This is a genomic window from Halomonas shengliensis, assembly GCF_900104135.1.
Lineage (GTDB): Bacteria > Pseudomonadota > Gammaproteobacteria > Pseudomonadales > Halomonadaceae > Halomonas > Halomonas shengliensis.
In genome coordinates, this window is record NZ_FNIV01000007.1 from 123,152 (window position 1) to 139,023 (window position 15,872).

At 70.7% G+C, this 15,872-nt stretch carries 16 protein-coding genes; 15 read left to right on the forward strand and 1 reads right to left on the reverse strand.

What is annotated here, in order from left to right; genetic code table 11:
- The first annotated feature begins 15 nt into the window (after nt 1–15).
- Nucleotides 16–1,080, forward strand: coding sequence for a histidinol-phosphate transaminase (hisC, locus tag BLP95_RS11690; protein WP_089679621.1), 1,065 nt, complete (start codon nt 16–18; stop codon nt 1,078–1,080).
- 82 nt (nt 1,081–1,162) lie between these two features.
- On the opposite strand, the gene BLP95_RS11695 is transcribed toward hisC, so the two are convergent.
- Nucleotides 1,163–1,957: an inositol monophosphatase family protein gene (locus BLP95_RS11695; protein WP_089679623.1), complete on the reverse strand. Its 795-nt coding sequence runs from the start codon at nt 1,955–1,957 to the stop codon at nt 1,163–1,165.
- A gap of 161 nt (nt 1,958–2,118) precedes the next feature.
- On the opposite strand from BLP95_RS11695, the gene BLP95_RS11700 reads away from it, so the two are divergent.
- The 14 genes from BLP95_RS11700 (at nt 2,119) to der (ending at nt 15,741) form a co-directional block, all read left to right on the forward strand.
- Entirely contained in the window at nt 2,119–2,868 is a 750-nt protein-coding gene (locus BLP95_RS11700) for an RNA methyltransferase (RefSeq protein WP_089679625.1), read from the forward strand.
- Nucleotides 2,869–2,961: 93 nt separating this feature from the next.
- On the forward strand, nt 2,962–3,813 hold the full coding sequence (gene cysE, locus BLP95_RS11705; protein WP_089679627.1) for a serine O-acetyltransferase: 852 nt from the start codon (nt 2,962–2,964) through the stop codon (nt 3,811–3,813).
- Between the two features lie 300 nt (nt 3,814–4,113).
- Complete coding sequence (iscR, locus tag BLP95_RS11710) at nt 4,114–4,584, forward strand: Fe-S cluster assembly transcriptional regulator IscR (protein WP_023004352.1); 471 nt, start codon at nt 4,114–4,116, stop codon at nt 4,582–4,584.
- A 32-nt stretch (nt 4,585–4,616) separates the two neighbouring features.
- A complete protein-coding gene (locus tag BLP95_RS11715; RefSeq protein ID WP_089679629.1) occupies nt 4,617–5,774 on the forward strand; it encodes an IscS subfamily cysteine desulfurase in 1,158 nt (385 codons plus the stop codon).
- 37 nt (nt 5,775–5,811) lie between these two features.
- A complete protein-coding gene (locus BLP95_RS11720; RefSeq protein WP_023004350.1) occupies nt 5,812–6,138 on the forward strand; it encodes a HesB/IscA family protein in 327 nt (108 codons plus the stop codon).
- A 210-nt stretch (nt 6,139–6,348) separates the two neighbouring features.
- Entirely contained in the window at nt 6,349–6,774 is a 426-nt protein-coding gene (gene ndk / locus BLP95_RS11725) for a nucleoside-diphosphate kinase (RefSeq protein WP_089679631.1), read from the forward strand.
- A gap of 210 nt (nt 6,775–6,984) precedes the next feature.
- A complete protein-coding gene (gene rlmN / locus BLP95_RS11730; protein ID WP_089679632.1) occupies nt 6,985–8,112 on the forward strand; it encodes a dual-specificity RNA methyltransferase RlmN in 1,128 nt (375 codons plus the stop codon).
- A 122-nt stretch (nt 8,113–8,234) separates the two neighbouring features.
- On the forward strand, nt 8,235–8,969 hold the full coding sequence (gene pilW / locus BLP95_RS11735) for a type IV pilus biogenesis/stability protein PilW (RefSeq protein ID WP_089679634.1): 735 nt from the start codon (nt 8,235–8,237) through the stop codon (nt 8,967–8,969).
- Between the two features lie 37 nt (nt 8,970–9,006).
- On the forward strand, nt 9,007–10,020 hold the full coding sequence (locus tag BLP95_RS11740) for a RodZ domain-containing protein (RefSeq protein ID WP_089679636.1): 1,014 nt from the start codon (nt 9,007–9,009) through the stop codon (nt 10,018–10,020).
- A 10-nt stretch (nt 10,021–10,030) separates the two neighbouring features.
- A complete protein-coding gene (ispG, locus tag BLP95_RS11745) occupies nt 10,031–11,146 on the forward strand; it encodes a flavodoxin-dependent (E)-4-hydroxy-3-methylbut-2-enyl-diphosphate synthase (protein WP_089679638.1) in 1,116 nt (371 codons plus the stop codon).
- A gap of 28 nt (nt 11,147–11,174) precedes the next feature.
- Complete coding sequence (gene hisS, locus BLP95_RS11750; RefSeq protein WP_281187379.1) at nt 11,175–12,488, forward strand: histidine--tRNA ligase; 1,314 nt, start codon at nt 11,175–11,177, stop codon at nt 12,486–12,488.
- 30 nt (nt 12,489–12,518) lie between these two features.
- Nucleotides 12,519–13,196, forward strand: coding sequence for a YfgM family protein (locus BLP95_RS11755; RefSeq protein WP_089679640.1), 678 nt, complete (start codon nt 12,519–12,521; stop codon nt 13,194–13,196).
- Entirely contained in the window at nt 13,193–14,341 is a 1,149-nt protein-coding gene (gene bamB, locus BLP95_RS11760) for an outer membrane protein assembly factor BamB (protein WP_089679642.1), read from the forward strand. Before BLP95_RS11755 ends, bamB begins: the two co-directional genes overlap by 4 nt.
- Nucleotides 14,338–15,741 (forward strand): ribosome biogenesis GTPase Der, encoded by a 1,404-nt coding sequence (gene der / locus BLP95_RS11765; protein ID WP_089679645.1) that lies wholly within the window; start codon nt 14,338–14,340, stop codon nt 15,739–15,741. The genes bamB and der overlap by 4 nt, the downstream gene beginning before the upstream one ends.
- Nucleotides 15,742–15,872: the final 131 nt, after the last annotated feature.

A 15,872-nucleotide genomic window follows, 5' to 3' on the forward strand; every position in this document is an offset into this window, starting at 1 on the left:
ACCCGAGCGAGAGCCATGAGCAAGTTCTGGAGCCCCGAGGTACGCGAGCTGACACCCTACGTGCCCGGCGAGCAGCCCCGCGAACGCCTGATCAAGCTGAACACCAACGAGAACCCCTACCCGCCGGCCCCGGGGGTCGAGGCGGCGCTGCGCGACTTCCCCGCCGACCACCTGCGCCGCTACCCCGACCCCGAGTCCCGCGCCCTGCGCGAGGCGCTGGCCGAGGCGCTCGGCGTGGCGGCGGAGAACGTCTTCGTGGGCAACGGTTCCGACGAGGTGCTGGCGCTGGCCTTCCAGGCCTTCTTCCGCCAGTCGCGCCCGCTGGAGATGCCGGCGATCACCTACAGCTTCTACCCTGTCTACTGCAGGCTCTACGGCGTCGAGCGCCGCGCCCTGCCGCTGGCTGCCGACTGGACGGTGGACCTGGACGCCTTCTCCGCCGAGGCGGGCGGGGCGATCTTCGCCAACCCCAACGCCCCCACCGGCCACGGCCACGGCCGCGTGGCCATCGCCGCCCTGCTCGAGCGGCTCAGCGAGGCGGTGGTGCTGGTGGACGAGGCCTACGTGGACTTCGGCGGCGAGAGCGCGGTGCCGCTGGTGGAGCGCTTCCCCAACCTGCTGGTCACCGGCACCTTCTCCAAGTCGCGCAGCCTCGCCGGCCTGCGCCTGGGCTATGCGGTGGGCTCCCGGGAGCTGATCGAGGGGCTCGAGCGGGTCAAGGACTCCTTCAACTCCTACCCGGTGGATAGCCTGGCCAGCGCCCTGGCGATCGCCTCCCTGGCCGACGACGCGCACTTCGCGGCCTGCCGGGAGCGGGTGATCACCACCCGCGAGCGCACCCGCGCCTCGCTCGAGCGGCTGGGTTTCGAGGTGCTGCCGTCCCAGGCCAACTTCCTGCTGGCGCGCCACCCCGACCAGGACGCCGCCCAGCTGTTCGTGGGGCTGCGCGAGCGCGGCATCCTGGTGCGCCACTTCAACACCGAGGCGCTGCGCGACCACCTGCGCATCAGCATCGGCACCGACGACGAGATGACAAGCCTCGTCGAGGCCCTGGAGCTGCTCTGCCAGGCGCCGGCCTGAACGCCGACACCAGGCGGCCAGAAACGCGAAAGCCCCGCGACGCCGAAGCGTCGCGGGGCTTTCTTATGCCGGGCCCGGGGGCTCAGAAGTGCGGCTTGAGCTGCTGCACCAGGGCCTTGTAGAGGCGCGGCCCGGCCGCCATCAGGCGCCCCTCCACGGCCACCGTGGGCTGGCCGTCGGGGGTGCCCATCAGCGCCCCGGCCTCCTTGAGCAGCAGGGTGCCGACGTGCATGTCCTGCTCCTCCAGGCCCAGCACGAAGGCGGCATCGGCGCGGCCGGAGGCGAGCTCGGCGAGGTCGAGCAGGCCGCTGCCGGTGGCGCGCTGGGTCTCCACCACCGGGCCGAGCTGCTGCACCAGGGTCAGGTAGTCGGGCAGGTAGCGGTTGCGCAGCCAGGTCTCGGGCAGCCCCATGGCGATGCGGGTGCCACCGACGGCGTGGCTCTTGGGCACGCGGATGCGCTTGCCGTTGTGCTGGGCGCCGCGGCCCCGGCTGGCCAGGTACTCGTCGTCGCTGAAGGGACAGATCACCACCGCATGCTCCGGACGGCCCTTGATCAGGCACACCAGCGACAGGGCGAAACCGGGGGCGGCGACGCCGAGGTTGGAGTAGCCGTGGAAGGGTTCGATGCGCCACAGCACGTCGCGGCCCTCGCCCTCTCCCTCGCGGTGGGGCGTGAAGCGACCGGCGACGCCGTGCTGGGGGTAGCCGCGGGAGAGCTGACGCACGATCAGCGACTCGGCGTTGCGGGCGGCGTCCTCCAGCAGGCGGTCGAGGTTGTGCTCTTCGTGGGCGTTCTCGATGCGCTCGCGGATGCGCAGGAACTGCTCGCCGGCGCTGCGGGCGGCGCGCAGCGCGAATTGGACCATCGGATGCATGATCGGGCCTTGGGAGTCGGTGGTGTTAAAGAACGGGCGTTCGCGTCGAACGTTGGCGCGAATCCTAGCAGAAGCGCGCGGGGCGCGCCATCGGGCTCGAAGCACGAGGCCGGCGTGCTAGACTTCCCTCCTTCCGCTCCACCAGCCTCACGGGAAGCCCCATGCTCGACCGCCTGCGTATCGTCCTGATCGGCACCAGCCACCCCGGCAACATCGGCGCGGTGGCCCGCGCCATGCACAACATGGGCCTGGCGGACCTGGCCCTGGTCGCCCCGCGCTGCGAGCCGATCACCGCCGAGAGCGTGTCGCGGGCCTCCGGCGCCGACCACCTGGTCCACGCCGCCCGGGTGGTGGACACCCTGGAGGAGGCGGTGGCCGACTGCACCCTGGCGGTAGGCGCCAGCGCCCGCTCGCGCACCCTGCCCTGGCCGATGCTCACTCCTCGCGAGCTGGGCGCACGCCTGCCCGAGGAGCTGGCCGGCCCGGACGCCCGGGTGGCCCTGGTGTTCGGCCGCGAGGACAGCGGCCTGAGCAACGCCGAACTGCAGCGCTGCCATGCCCATGTGCATATCCCCACCAACCCGGACTTCAGCTCGCTGAACCTGGCCGCGGCGGTGCAGGTGCTGGCCTACGAGTGCCGCCTGGCCTGGCTCGAGGGGCAGCCGGCCGAGCCGCCCGAGCCCGACCAGGCGCTCGCCACCCACGCCGAGCTCGAGCACTACTTCGCCCACCTCGAGCGCACCCTGGTGGCCATCGGCTTCCACGACCCGGCTACCCCGCGCCAGCTGATGGCCCGGCTGCGCCGCTTCACCCTGCGCGCCCGGCCGGAGCGCATGGAGCTCAACATCCTGCGCGGCATCCTCTCGGATACCGAGAAGCTCGCGCCGCCCCAGAGCGACGCCGAGCGCTGAGCGCCGCCTTGAAGGGGGCACGCGCCGCCCCCACACTGAAGCCATTCCCCTGGCGGCATGCCGCCCGCCCCACCCATTCCCAAGGACCGCCGCATGTTTCGACGCCTGCGTGAGGACATCAACAGCGTTTTCGACCGCGACCCGGCGGCACGCAACTTCCTGGAAGTGCTGACCAACTACCCGGGCCTGCACGCCCTGCTGATCCACCGACTCAGCCACCGCCTGTGGCGCGCCAACCTGCGCTGGCTGGCGCGCAGCCTCTCCACCTTCTCGCGCTGGCTCACCGGCATCGAGATCCACCCCGGCGCCACCATCGGCCGGCGCTTCTTCATCGACCACGGCATGGGGGTGGTGATCGGCGAGACCGCCGAGGTGGGCGACGACGTCACCCTCTACCAGGGGGTGACCCTGGGCGGCACCAGCTGGAACAAGGGCAAGCGCCACCCCACCCTGGAGGATGGCGTGATCGTCGGCGCCGGTGCCAAGATCCTCGGGCCCTTCAGCGTCGGCGCCGGCGCCAAGATCGGCTCCAACGCCGTGGTCACCAAGGAGGTGCCGGCCGGCGCCACCGTGGTGGGGATCCCCGGCAAGATCGTCAAGCGCGACGAGCCCGATGCCGCCGAGTCGCTGGAGGTGGATCCCGAGCGCCGCGAGGCGATCCGCCGCAAGTTCGGCTTCGACGCCTACGGCGTCAGCGAGGACATGCCCGACCCGGTGGCCCGCTCCATCCAGGCGATGCTCGACCACATGCACGCGGTGGACGAGCGCCTGGAGCGCATGTGCCAGACCCTGCGCAAGGTGGATGCCAGCTACCGCGAGGGCGAGCTGCCGGAACTGCGCGACGAGGACTTCGCCGAGGTGCTCGACGACGCCTGCAAGATGCCGGAGAAGGCCCCGGCCGCCGAGGCAACCGCGAAGGCCGGCGAAGGGGAGCGACGGGGCTAGGGCAACCAAAAGGCTATAGCAGTTATCCATGCGGCAATAGCGAAAGGCGACGGGGACAGGCCGAAGAGGGGGTCCTATGCCAGGGATGGCATCGGTAGCGCCCAGGGACGGGTTCACAGCGCCCCCTCGCAGGCCTGTCGCCGGGAAAGCCTTGAGCGGTGCTTCCATCTGCGATTGCCCTGAGGCCACCGCTAATGGTTGACCATGCCACTGGGTCTTTCCCATAATGCACGGTCAGTTCGACCGCTCCCCCCGGAGCCGACGCTTACCCAACGCCGCCCAGGCGGCGCCGAGGACGCCATGCGCCTGACCACCAAGGGACGCTACGCCGTCACCGCCATGCTCGACCTGGCGATGAATGCCCAGCACGGCCCCGTCTGCCTGGCCGACATCTCGCGCCGGCAGGAGATCTCGCTCTCCTACCTCGAGCAGCTGTTCGCACGGCTTCGCCGCGCCGGCCTGGTGGAGAGTGTGCGCGGCCCCGGCGGCGGCTACCTGCTGGCCCGGGCGCCGGAGGCGATCTCGGTGGCCAGGGTGATCGACGCCGTCGACGAGTCCGTGGATGCCACCCGCTGCGGCGGATTGTCCGACTGTCAGCAGGGTGACACCTGCCTCACCCACCACCTGTGGATCGAGCTGTCGGAGCAGATACACGGCTTCCTCGACGGCGTCACCCTGGGGCAGCTGGCCGGCCGCCAGGAGGTCCAGCGGATCGCCGGCCGCCAGCGCCGTCGTCATGGCGACGACGGCATCCTCGCCTCGGCGCCCTGATCGCCAGGCCGAACCCGAGACATCCCGAGGCCATGACCACACCCGTCTATCTCGACTACGCCGCCACCACCCCCGTCGACCCCCGGGTCGCCGAGACGATGGCGGGCTACCTGACCCTCGACGGCATCTTCGCCAACCCCGCCTCGCGCAGCCATATGCTCGGCTGGCAGGCGGAGCAGGCGGTGGAGAGCGCGCGTCGCCAGGTGGCCGACCTGATCGGCGCCGACCCGCGCGAGATCGTCTGGACCAGCGGCGCCACCGAGGCCGACAACCTGGCGCTGACCGGCTTCCTGCGCGCCAATCGCCACCGCGGGCGGCACCTGGTCACCTCGGTGATCGAGCACAAGGCGGTGGTGGACACCGCCGAGGCCCTGGAGGCCGAGGGCTTCGAGGTCACCTGGCTGACCCCGGGACAGGACGGCCGGGTGACCCCGGAGCAGCTGCGCGAGGCGCTGCGCGAGGACACCGTGCTGGTGTCGCTGATGGCGGTGAACAACGAGCTGGGGGTGATCCACGACCTCGCCGCGCTCGCCGAGGTGGCCCACACCGGCGGCGCCGCCTTCCATGTCGACGCCGCCCAGGCGGTGGGTCGCATCGACCTCGACGTGGAACGCTCAGGGATCGACCTGATGTCGCTCTCCGGGCACAAGGCCTACGGCCCCAAGGGCGTCGGCGCCCTCTATGTCAGGCGCCACCCGGACATCCGCGTCGAGGCGCTGATCCACGGCGGCGGCCACGAACGCGGCATGCGCTCCGGCACCCTGCCCACCCACCAGATCGTCGGCATGGGCGAGGCCTTCGCCCTGGCCGGGGCCGAGGGCGAGGCCGACCAGGCACGCATCACCGCGCTGCGCGACCGCCTGCTCGCGGGGCTCGCCGACCTCGACGGCATCCATCGCAACACCCTGGTGGAGGCCGCCGTGCCCAACATCCTCAACCTCGCCTTCGAGGGAGTGGAGGGCGAGTCGCTGCTGATGGCGCTGCGCGATATCGCGCTCTCCACCGGCTCGGCCTGCAACTCGGCGAGCGTCGAGCCGTCCTACGTGCTGAAGGGCATCGGCCTGCCGCGCCCCCTGGCGCTCGCCTCGCTGCGCTTCAGCTTCGGCCGCTTCACCACCGAGGCCGACATCGACCGGGCCCTTTCGGCCCTGCGTCACGCCCTGACCGGCCTGCGCCGCCGGGCGATCTGACGCCCCCTGACCGCACCCACTCACAGGAGTCACGACCATGGCGCACCTCACCATCACCGACGCCGCCGCCGAGCAGATCCGCCGGGTGCTGGCCGAGCGCGGCCAGGGCCTGGGCCTGCGCGTCTCGGTCAAACCCAGCGGCTGCTCCGGCTACAGCTACGTGCTCGACTTCGCCGACGAGGCGGCCAATGACGACACCTGCTTCGAGGAGCACGGGGTCAAGGTGTTCGTCGCCCCGGATGCCCTGGAGATGCTCGACGGCAGCGAGGTCGACTACGTCAACGAGGGCCTCAACCGCTACTTCCGCTTCAACAACCCCAACGTCAAGGACCAGTGCGGCTGCGGCGAGAGCTTTTCGGTCTAGGTTCAAAGCATTCGTGCGATCCGAGGCGCACCGCGCCTCGCCATCGGCGACGATTGTTCAACGCCGCCGCGGGGCGCTATAATCCCGGCCCAGTCGGCGCATCGCCGAACCGCATCACCCTGATCGCCGCGCCGCCCTCGCTTCCCCAAGCCCGAGGGCGGCGCGGCGCTATCCTTCACCCCTTCGTTCATTCCCTCTGGAGACATGCCCATGGCTACCCAGCGCACCCTGTCCATCATCAAGCCCGACGCCGTCGCCAAGAACGCCATCGGCGAGATCATCTCTCGCTTCGAAAAGGCCGACCTCCAGGTCGTCGCCGCCAAGATGCTCAAGCTCGACGACGACAAGGCCGGCGGCTTCTACGCCGAGCACAAGGAGCGTCCCTTCTTCAAGGACCTGGTCGGCTTCATGACCTCCGGCCCGGTGGTGGTGCAGGTGCTCGAGGGCGAGGACGCCATCGCCAAGAACCGTGAGCTGATGGGCGCCACCAACCCCAAGGAAGCCGCGCCGGGCACCATCCGCGCCGACTTCGCCGAGACCATCGACGCCAACGCCGTGCACGGCTCCGACTCCCCCGAGTCCGCCGAGCGCGAGATCGCCTACTTTTTCGGTGCCGACGAGATCTGCCCGCGCTGAGGAAACACTGATTTATTGCTGCGCTCGATATCTTGGTCGCCGGCGGTGCTCGAAATCCTCACCTAGTACCGCATAGGCTCCGGTTTCTCCGCTCCGGCGGCGACCAACCTTTCTTCGCTCGCGACATAAATCAGCAGTTTCCTCTGGTAGCTCTCCTTGCCCGGCGGGGGCCCTGTCCCCGCCACCCCTACTCCAGACCCGCTGACCGCCATGACCGCTGATACCGCACCCCAGAAGACCAACCTGCTCGGCATGTCCCGCGAGGAGATGGAAGCCTTCTTCCTCTCCATCGGCGAGAAGAAGTTCCGTGCCGCCCAGGTGATGAAGTGGATCCACCACGAGGGCTGTGACGACTTCGCGGCCATGACCAACCTCTCCAAGGCGCTGCGCGCCAGGCTCGAGGAGGTCGCCGAGATCCGCGGTCCCGGCGTGGTCTACGAGGGCACCTCCAGCGACGGCACCCGCAAGTGGGTGCTGGAGGTCGAGGACGGCAGCTACGTGGAGACGGTGCTGATCCCCGCCGACAACGGCAAGCGCCGCACCCTGTGCGTCTCCTCCCAGGTGGGCTGCTCGCTGGACTGCAGCTTCTGCTCCACCGGCAAGCAGGGCTTCCAGCGCAACCTCACCGCCGCCGAGATCATCGGCCAGGTGTGGGTCGCCCAGCGCAGCGTGGGCCCGCGCAAGGACACCGCCAACCGCCCGGTCACCAACGTGGTGATGATGGGCATGGGCGAACCGCTGCTCAACTACGACAACGTCGTGCCGGCCATGAAGCTGATGCTCGACGACAACGGCTACGGCCTCTCCAAGCGCCGCGTCACCCTCTCCACCTCCGGGGTGGTGCCGATGCTCGACCGGCTCGGCGACGAACTCGACGTGAGCCTGGCCATCTCGCTGCACGCCGCCAACGACGAGCTGCGCAACGAGCTGGTGCCGCTCAACCGCAAGTACAACATCCGCACCCTGCTGGACGCCTGCCACCGCTACCTGGCCAAGTGCGACGACACCCGCATGGTCACCATCGAGTACACGGTGATCAAGGACGTCAACGACCAGCAGGAGCATGCCCGCCAGCTCGCCGAGCTGCTGCGCGAGCTGCCGTGCAAGATCAACCTGATCCCCTTCAACCCCTTCCCCCACTCCGGCTACGAGAAGCCCTCGCGCAACCAGGTGATGCGCTTCCAGCAGTGGCTGTATGAGCTGGGCTACACGGCACCGATCCGCTCCACCCGGGGCGACGACATCGACGCCGCCTGCGGCCAGCTGGTGGGTCGGGTGAAGGACCGCACCAAGCGCCACGCCCGCTATATCCAGTCCATCCAGATCGACGCCGACTGAGCGGGGGCCGCCTTGACTTCAACCGGGCACAGCGCTTTGATGGGCAGGCCCTGTCTCCCCCCGGCCTCCGTCAGCCCGCGGCACGCCGCCGGAGGGAGCCCGTCGACCCTGGGGAGGAGTCCATGACCCGCCGCACGACCGCACGCCCGCTGCTGCCCGCCATCGCCCTGCTCGGCGCGCTGTGGTTGGCCGGCTGTGCCACCCAGCCCCAGGGCATCGCCGGTGGCGACACCGAGGCCAGCCCCGCCGACGCCTACACCCAGCTCGGCGTCGCCTACCTGGAGCGCGACAACCTGCGCCGCGCCATGGGGGCGCTGAACCGCGCCCTGGAGATCGCCCCCGACGACCCCGAGGCGCTCCAGGCCATGGCCATGGTCTACCAGCGCCAGGGAGAGGGGCAGCTGGCCGACGAGACCTTCCGCCGGGCGCTCGCCGCGAGCCCCGACTTCACCCGGGGACGCAACAACTACGCCGCCTTCCTGTACGATCAGGGCCGCGTGCGCGAGGCGTGCGAGCAGCTCGAGCGGGCCTCCACGGACGCCCAGTACCCCAACCGCGCCCAGCTGTTCGCCAACCTGGGGCAGTGCCGCCTGGAGCTCGGCGAGGTCGGCGCGGCGCGCGCCAGCCTGCAGCGCGCCCAGGAGATCGACCCCCGGGCACCGCGCAGCTACTTCACCCTGGCGGAGCTCGAGTACGCCGCCGGCAACCTGCCCCGGGCACGGACCCAGATCGAGGCATTCATGCGCCTGGCGGGCCCGCGCCCCGAGGCGTTGCGCCTGGCCAGTGACATCGCCCGCGGCCAGGGCGACCGGGCCACCGCCGCCTTCTATACCCAACAGCTGGAGGGGCGCCCCTAGCGCCCGTCCCGAGACCATCACCGAAGGATGCGCCGCCATGAGCGACACCCACGAACCGGACCTGCACGCTGACGCCTCGGCCTCGCCCGGCGAGCAGCTGAGGCGCGAGCGCGAGCAACAGGGCCTCTCGCTCACCGAGGTGGCCGACGCGCTCAACCTGCGGCCGGCGGTGATCCGCGGCCTGGAGCAGGACAGCTACGAGGAGGTGCCCATCGCCACCTACCGGCGGGGCTACCTGCGCGCCTATGCCCACCTGCTGGGCATCGATGACGCCCCGGTGCTGGAGGCCTACCGCGCCCGCTTCGGCAGCGAGGACGCCGCCCAGCGCCGGGTCGCCCCGGTGCAGGTCACCAAGCCCCCCTCGCGGCTGGGCGCCTGGCTGTTCCGCCTGGTCACCCTGCTGGTGCTGGCCGGCCTGATCGGCCTGACCCTGATGTGGTGGCAGAGCCGCGGCGGCAACGAGCCGCCCGGCCTCGGCGACAGCGACCCGGTGTCGGTCGATCGCCTGGTGGGCGGCGACGCCGAGACCGGCGACGCCGGGACCGGCGACGCCGCGCCGGCCGCCACCGCCGAGCCCGAGAGCCTGCCGCCGCTGCCCGAGGAGGCGCCGGAGGCCAGCGTCGACACTACCGCCGACGCCCGCGATGCCGAGCCAGCGATGGCCGATGCCGCCGGCACCGAGGCGACCGCCGAAGAGGCCACCGCGGGTGAGGCGCCGGTCGCCGAGGACGCCGCCACGCCGGATGCCGCCACCGCGGCGCAGGCGACCACCCCCGAGCCGGCTGCCGCCGAGGACGAGGCCGTCGACCCGCGCCGCCTGAAGCTGACCTTCAACGAACAGTCCTGGACCGAGATCTTCGACGCCAACAATCAGCGCGTCTTCGTCGGCCTGCAGGAACCCGGCACCACGGCCAGCGTCGAAGGCGAGCCACCCTTCCGCCTGACCGTGGGCAACGCCACCGGCGTCGAGCTGGTCTGGCGGGGCGAGAGCGTTGACCTCGGCGCACGCGCCGGCGCCAACAATGTCGCCCGCTTCACTCTGGGAGAATGATTCCGTCACCATGCACGCACAATCCCCCATCGTCCGTCGCAAGTCGCGCCAGATCCATGTCGGCAAGGTCGCCGTCGGGGGCGATGCCCCCATCTCGGTGCAGAGCATGACCAACACCGACACCCTGGATGTCGCCGCCACCGTGGCCCAGATCCGCCAGCTGGAGGCCGCCGGTGCCGACATCGTGCGCGTCTCGGTGCCCAGCATGGAGGCCGCCGAGGCCTTCGGGCGCATCAAGCGCGAGGTCGCGGTCCCGCTGGTTGCCGATATCCACTTCGACTACAGGATCGCCCTGCGCGTCGCCGAGCTCGGCGTCGACTGCCTGCGCATCAACCCCGGCAACATCGGCCGCGAGGATCGGGTGCGTGCGGTGGTCTCCGCCGCCCGCGACAACGGCATCCCGATCCGCATCGGCGTCAATGCAGGCTCCCTGGAGAAGGACCTGCAGAAGAAGTACGGCGAGCCCACCCCGGCGGCCCTGGTGGAGTCGGCCATGCGCCATATCGACCACCTCGACCGCCTCGACTTCCCCGACTTCAAGGTCAGCGTCAAGGCCTCCGACGTCTTCATGGCGGTGGCCGCCTACCGCGACCTGGCCGGCCGCATCGAGCAGCCACTGCACCTCGGCATCACCGAGGCGGGCGGGCTGCGCTCGGGCACCGTCAAGTCCTCCATCGGCCTCGGCATGCTCTTGATGGACGGTATCGGCGACACCATCCGCGTGTCGCTGGCCGCCGATCCCGTCGAGGAGATCAAGGTCGGCTTCGACATGCTCAAGAGCCTGCGCCTGCGCAGCAAGGGCATCAACTTCATCGCCTGCCCCAGCTGCTCGCGCCAGAACTTCGACGTCATCGGCACCATGAACGCCCTGGAGGAGCGCCTCGAGGACATCATGACCCCGCTCGACGTCTCGGTGATCGGCTGTGTGGTCAACGGCCCCGGCGAGGCCAAGGAGAGCGATGTCGGCCTCACCGGCGGCTCGCCGGCCAACCTCGTCTACCTCGACGGCAAGCCCGCCTCCAAGCTGCGCAACGACCACCTGGTCGACGACCTCGAGCGGCTGATCCGCGACAAGGTGCGCGAGAAGGAGCAGGCCGAACAGGACGTGATCGCCCGCGACGCCTGAGTCGCCGGCACCCACCAAGGAGCCATCGTTGAGCAAGTCCCAGGAAAGTCAAAAAGAGCCAGGCAAGAAGAAGATCCAGGCCATCCGCGGCATGAACGACCTGCTCCCCGAGCAGTCGCCGCTGTGGCAGTACTTCGAGGGTCGCGTGCGCACCCTGATGGCGCGCTACGGCTACGCCGAGATCCGCACCCCCATCGTCGAGCAGACCGCCCTGTTCGCGCGCTCCATCGGCGAGGTCACCGACATCGTCGAGAAGGAGATGTACACCTTCGAGGACCGCAACGGTGACAGCCTCACCCTGCGCCCCGAGGGCACGGCGAGCTGCGTGCGCGCCGCCATGGAGCATGGCCTGCTGCACAACCAGACCCAGCGCCTCTGGTACCAGGGTCCGATGTTCCGCCACGAGCGCCCCCAGAAGGGCCGCTACCGCCAGTTCCACCAGGTCGGCGTGGAGAGCTTCGGCCTCGAGGGACCGGACATCGACGCCGAGGTGATCCTGCTCTCGGCGCGGCTGTGGCGCGAGCTGGGGCTGATGGAGCACGTCACCCTGGAGCTCAACTCGCTGGGCTCCGCGGAGGCCCGCGCCGCCTACCGCGAGCGGCTGGTCGCCTACTTCGAGCAGCATCGCGAGGTGCTCGACGAGGACTCGCGTCGGCGGCTGACCAGCAACCCGCTGCGCATCCTCGACTCCAAGAACCCCGAGATGGCCGAGATGCTGGCCGGCGCGCCGCGCCTGCTCGACCACCTGGACGACGCCTCCCGGGAGCACTTCGAGACCCTCTGTGGGCTGCTCGACGCCGCCGGCATCGACTACGTGATCAACCCGCGGCTGGTGCGCGGCCTGGACTACTACGGCCGCACCGTCTTCGAGTGGACCACCACGGCACTCGGCAGCCAGGGCACGGTGTGCGCCGGCGGCCGCTACGACGGCCTGGTGGAGCAGCTGGGCGGCAAGCCGACCCCGGCGGTGGGCTTCGCCATGGGCATCGAGCGGCTGGTCCTGCTGCTCGAGACCCTGGAGCTGATCCCCGACGCCGCCCGCGGCGAGCTCGACCTCTACGTGCTGCCCATGGACGACGCCGCCACCGGGGCTGCCCTGCAGATGGCGGAGCGCCTGCGTGGCGAGCTGCCCGGGCTGCGCGCCCAGCTGCACTGCGGCGGTGGCAGCTTCAAGAGCCGCATGAAGAAGGCCGATCGCAGCGGCGCCCGCCTGGCCCTGCTGCTGGGCGAGGATGAACTGGCCGAGGCCAGCGCGACGCTGAAGTTCCTGCGCGAGGAGCGTGACCAGCAGAGCCTGCCCCAGGCGGCGCTGGCCGAGACGCTGCGCGAGCTGCTGGCCTGACGCCCCACCGGACACACAAGGAGACCGCCCATGGCGGAGCTGAGAACCGAGGAAGAACAGGTCGAGGCCATCAAGCGCTGGTGGAAGGAGAACGGCCTCTCGCTGGTCGCCGGTGCGGCCATCGCCGTGGCCGGCGTGGTGGGCTGGAACGCCTGGCAGGGCTACCAGGAGAACCAGGCCACCGCCGCCTCCATGCGCTACCAGCAGCTGGTCAACCTGACCGGCGGCGCGAACCCGGAGATCGCCAACCCCGGCGAGGGTCGCGCCCTGGCGGCGGAGATCGTCGACGAGCATGGCAAGACCCTCTACGCCGACCTGGCACGCCTGCTGGATGCGCGCCTGGCGGTGGCCGAGGGTGACCTCGCCGGCGCCCGCGCCAGCCTCGAGGCGCTGATCGACCAGGCCCAGGCCGACTACGTGGCCGGCCTGGCGCGGCTGCGCCTGGCTCGCCTGCAGGTCGCCGACGAGGACGCCGAGGCGGCGCTCGCCACCCTTGAGGAGGGCGTGCCCGAGGCGCTGGCCGCCCAGCGCGCCGCCGTGCGCGGCGATGCCCTGAATGCCCTGGGGCGCGAGGCCGATGCCGCCGCGGCCTGGCAGGAGGCGCTGTCGCTGGCCGAGGCCAACGACCAGCCGCTCTACGGCGTGCAGCTCAAGCTCGACAACCTGGGCCTGGCAGCAGGCCCCGAAAACCAGGGGCTGGACTCATGAAACCGACCCTCCTGATCGCCGCCCTGGCGGGCCTGACCCTGCTCGCCGGCTGCGCCGGCAACGCCGTGGAGCCGGAGTATCCGCCCAAGGCGCTTGGTGACTTCGAGCCGAGCGCGGCGCTTTCCAGCGTGTGGCGCGAGGGCGCCGGCGACGGCCTGGGCCGCGCCGCCTACCCCATCGCCCCGTCCCGCGACGGCGACGCCCTGTTCGCCGCCGACTACCGTGGCGAGCTGTTCGCCTTCGACGCCGACGGCGGCGATACCCGCTGGGAGGTGGACCTCGAGGCGCCGATCTCCAGCGCGCTGACCGCGGTGGCCGGGGACGTCTACCTGGGCACCCGCAACGGCGAGGTGCTGGCGGTGAGCCAGCGCGACGGCAGCGTGCGCTGGCGTGCCCGGGTGCCCAGCGAGGTGCTCGCGGCCCCCCAGCCCAACCAGCAGTTGCTGATCGTGCAGAGCGTCGACGGCACCATCACCGCCCTGGACCGCGCCAGCGGCACCCAGCGCTGGAGCTACCAGGCTAACCTGCCCTCGCTGACCCTGAGGGGCACCGGCACCCCCATGACCATCGACCCGGTCACCTTCGCCGGCTTCGCCAACGGCCGCCTGGTCTCCCTGGACAACCGCAACGGCCAGCCGCTGTGGGAGCGGCGCATCGCCCTGGCCCAGGGCCGCAGCGACATCGAGCGCCTGGTGGACCTGGCCGCCCAGCCGGTGCTGACCCCCGACGGCCGCCTCTTCGTGACCAGCTACAACGGCCGCCTGGTGGCCCTGGAGGCGACCCGCGGCGAGCCGCTGTGGGCCCGCGACCTCTCCAGCTACCACACCCCCCTCGTGGTGGGCGACTTCCTGTTCGTGGTGGAGGAGTCGGGCCGCATCCTGGCCCTGGCCGCCGACAGCGGCGAGGAGGTGTGGCGCAACGCCGACCTGGAGGGCCGTCGACCCACCGCGCCGGCCTTCGCCGACGGCAAGCTGGTGTTCGGCGACTTCGAGGGCTACCTGCACCTGATCGACGCCCGCAGCGGCGAGATGGTGGGGCGCGAGCGCATCGACGGCTCCGGCATCGGCGTGCGCCCGGTCACCGACGGCAACCGCATCCATGTGCTGGCCAATGACGGCCGGCTCGAGACCCTGGAAATTCGATGACACCCGTGATCGCCCTGGTCGGCCGCCCCAACGTGGGCAAGTCGACCCTGTTCAACCGCCTGACCCGCTCCCGCGACGCCCTGGTGGCCGACTTCCCGGGCCTGACCCGGGACCGCAAGTACGGCAACGGCGTGCTCGGTGGCAAGGCCTACACGGTGATCGACACCGGTGGCATCAGCGGCGATGAGGCCGGCATCGACGCGGCCATGGCCGAGCAGTCGCTGGCCGCCATCGACGAGGCCGACATCGTGCTGTTCCTGGTGGACGCCCGGGCCGGGCTGAGCGTGGCCGACGAGGCCATCGCCAACCACCTGCGGGTCAACCAGAAGAAGACCTGGCTGGTGGTCAACAAGACCGACGGCCTCGACGAGGACAGCGCCACCGCCGAGTTCTGGGAGCTGGGCCTGGGTGAGCCGCGGCCCATCGCCGCCGCCCACGGCCGCAATGTCACCGCGCTGATCGACGAGGTGCTCGCCCCCTTCCCGGAGCGCGATGAGAGCATCCCGGCGGATACCGGCACCAAGGGCATCCGCATCGGCGTGATCGGCCGCCCCAACGTGGGCAAGTCGACCCTGGTCAACCGCCTGCTGGGCGAGGAGCGGGTGGTGGTGTTCGACGAGGCGGGTACCACCCGCGACGCCATCGAGATCCCCTTCGAGCGCCGCGGCAAGCCCTATGTGCTGGTGGACACCGCCGGGGTACGCCGCCGCAAGAACGTCCGCGAGGTGGCCGAGAAGTTCTCCATCATCAAGACCCTGGAGGCGATCAAGGAGTGCCATGTCGCCATCATGGTGCTGGATGCGCGCTCGGGGCTGGTGGAGCAGGACCTGCACCTGCTCGACTACGTGCTGACCACCGGCCGCGCCCTGGTGCTGGCGGTGAACAAGTGGGACGGCCTGGAGAGCGAGGCCAAGGAGAAGATGCGCGCCGAGATCAAGCGCCGCCTGGGCTTCGCCGACTATGCCGACCTGCACTTCATCTCGGCGCTGCACGGCACCGGGGTGGGCGACCTCTACCCCTCCATCGAGCGCGCCTTCGCCTCGGCCAACGCCCACTGGTCCACCAACCGCCTGACCACCATCCTCCAGGACGCCACCGAGGCGCACCAGCCACCCATGGTGCGCGGCCGGCGCATCAAGCTGCGCATGGCCCACCAGGGCGGCAGCAACCCGCCGATCATCGTGGTCCACGGCAACCAGACCGAGTCGCTGCCCGAGGCCTACCGCCGCTACCTGACCAACACCTTCCGCAAGGTGCTCAAGGTGCGTGGCACCCCGATGCGCTTCGAGTTCCGCTCCGGCAAGAACCCCTACGACAGGCTGGCCGGCGCCAGCGACCGCGAGAAGGCCAAGCAGCGCGAGCTGGGCCGCACCAAGGAGGCGCGCAGGAGCCGCCGCTGATCCCGCCCTCAACGTGCATGCAACGTCCGACCCGCCCCGGTAGCCCCGGGGCGGCGTCGTTACGGCTCTCCTGGGAGCCTGTCGGGTTTGACCGATCGTAACGAGAGATTCGGATTTCGAGACAAGTTTAT

Coding starts and splice junctions, on each gene's coding strand:
- BLP95_RS11695 (WP_089679623.1), bottom strand. CDS start 1,957: ATGCATCCGATGGTCCAATTCGCGCTGCGCGCCGCCCGCAGCGCCGGC.
- der (WP_089679645.1), top strand. CDS start 14,338: ATGACACCCGTGATCGCCCTGGTCGGCCGCCCCAACGTGGGCAAGTCG.
- BLP95_RS11720 (WP_023004350.1), top strand. CDS start 5,812: ATGGCGCACCTCACCATCACCGACGCCGCCGCCGAGCAGATCCGCCGG.
- cysE (WP_089679627.1), top strand. CDS start 2,962: ATGTTTCGACGCCTGCGTGAGGACATCAACAGCGTTTTCGACCGCGAC.
- BLP95_RS11700 (WP_089679625.1), top strand. CDS start 2,119: ATGCTCGACCGCCTGCGTATCGTCCTGATCGGCACCAGCCACCCCGGC.
- ispG (WP_089679638.1), top strand. CDS start 10,031: ATGCACGCACAATCCCCCATCGTCCGTCGCAAGTCGCGCCAGATCCAT.
- hisC (WP_089679621.1), top strand. CDS start 16: ATGAGCAAGTTCTGGAGCCCCGAGGTACGCGAGCTGACACCCTACGTG.
- rlmN (WP_089679632.1), top strand. CDS start 6,985: ATGACCGCTGATACCGCACCCCAGAAGACCAACCTGCTCGGCATGTCC.
- ndk (WP_089679631.1), top strand. CDS start 6,349: ATGGCTACCCAGCGCACCCTGTCCATCATCAAGCCCGACGCCGTCGCC.
- BLP95_RS11755 (WP_089679640.1), top strand. CDS start 12,519: ATGGCGGAGCTGAGAACCGAGGAAGAACAGGTCGAGGCCATCAAGCGC.
- BLP95_RS11715 (WP_089679629.1), top strand. CDS start 4,617: ATGACCACACCCGTCTATCTCGACTACGCCGCCACCACCCCCGTCGAC.
- bamB (WP_089679642.1), top strand. CDS start 13,193: ATGAAACCGACCCTCCTGATCGCCGCCCTGGCGGGCCTGACCCTGCTC.
- iscR (WP_023004352.1), top strand. CDS start 4,114: ATGCGCCTGACCACCAAGGGACGCTACGCCGTCACCGCCATGCTCGAC.
- BLP95_RS11740 (WP_089679636.1), top strand. CDS start 9,007: ATGAGCGACACCCACGAACCGGACCTGCACGCTGACGCCTCGGCCTCG.
- pilW (WP_089679634.1), top strand. CDS start 8,235: ATGACCCGCCGCACGACCGCACGCCCGCTGCTGCCCGCCATCGCCCTG.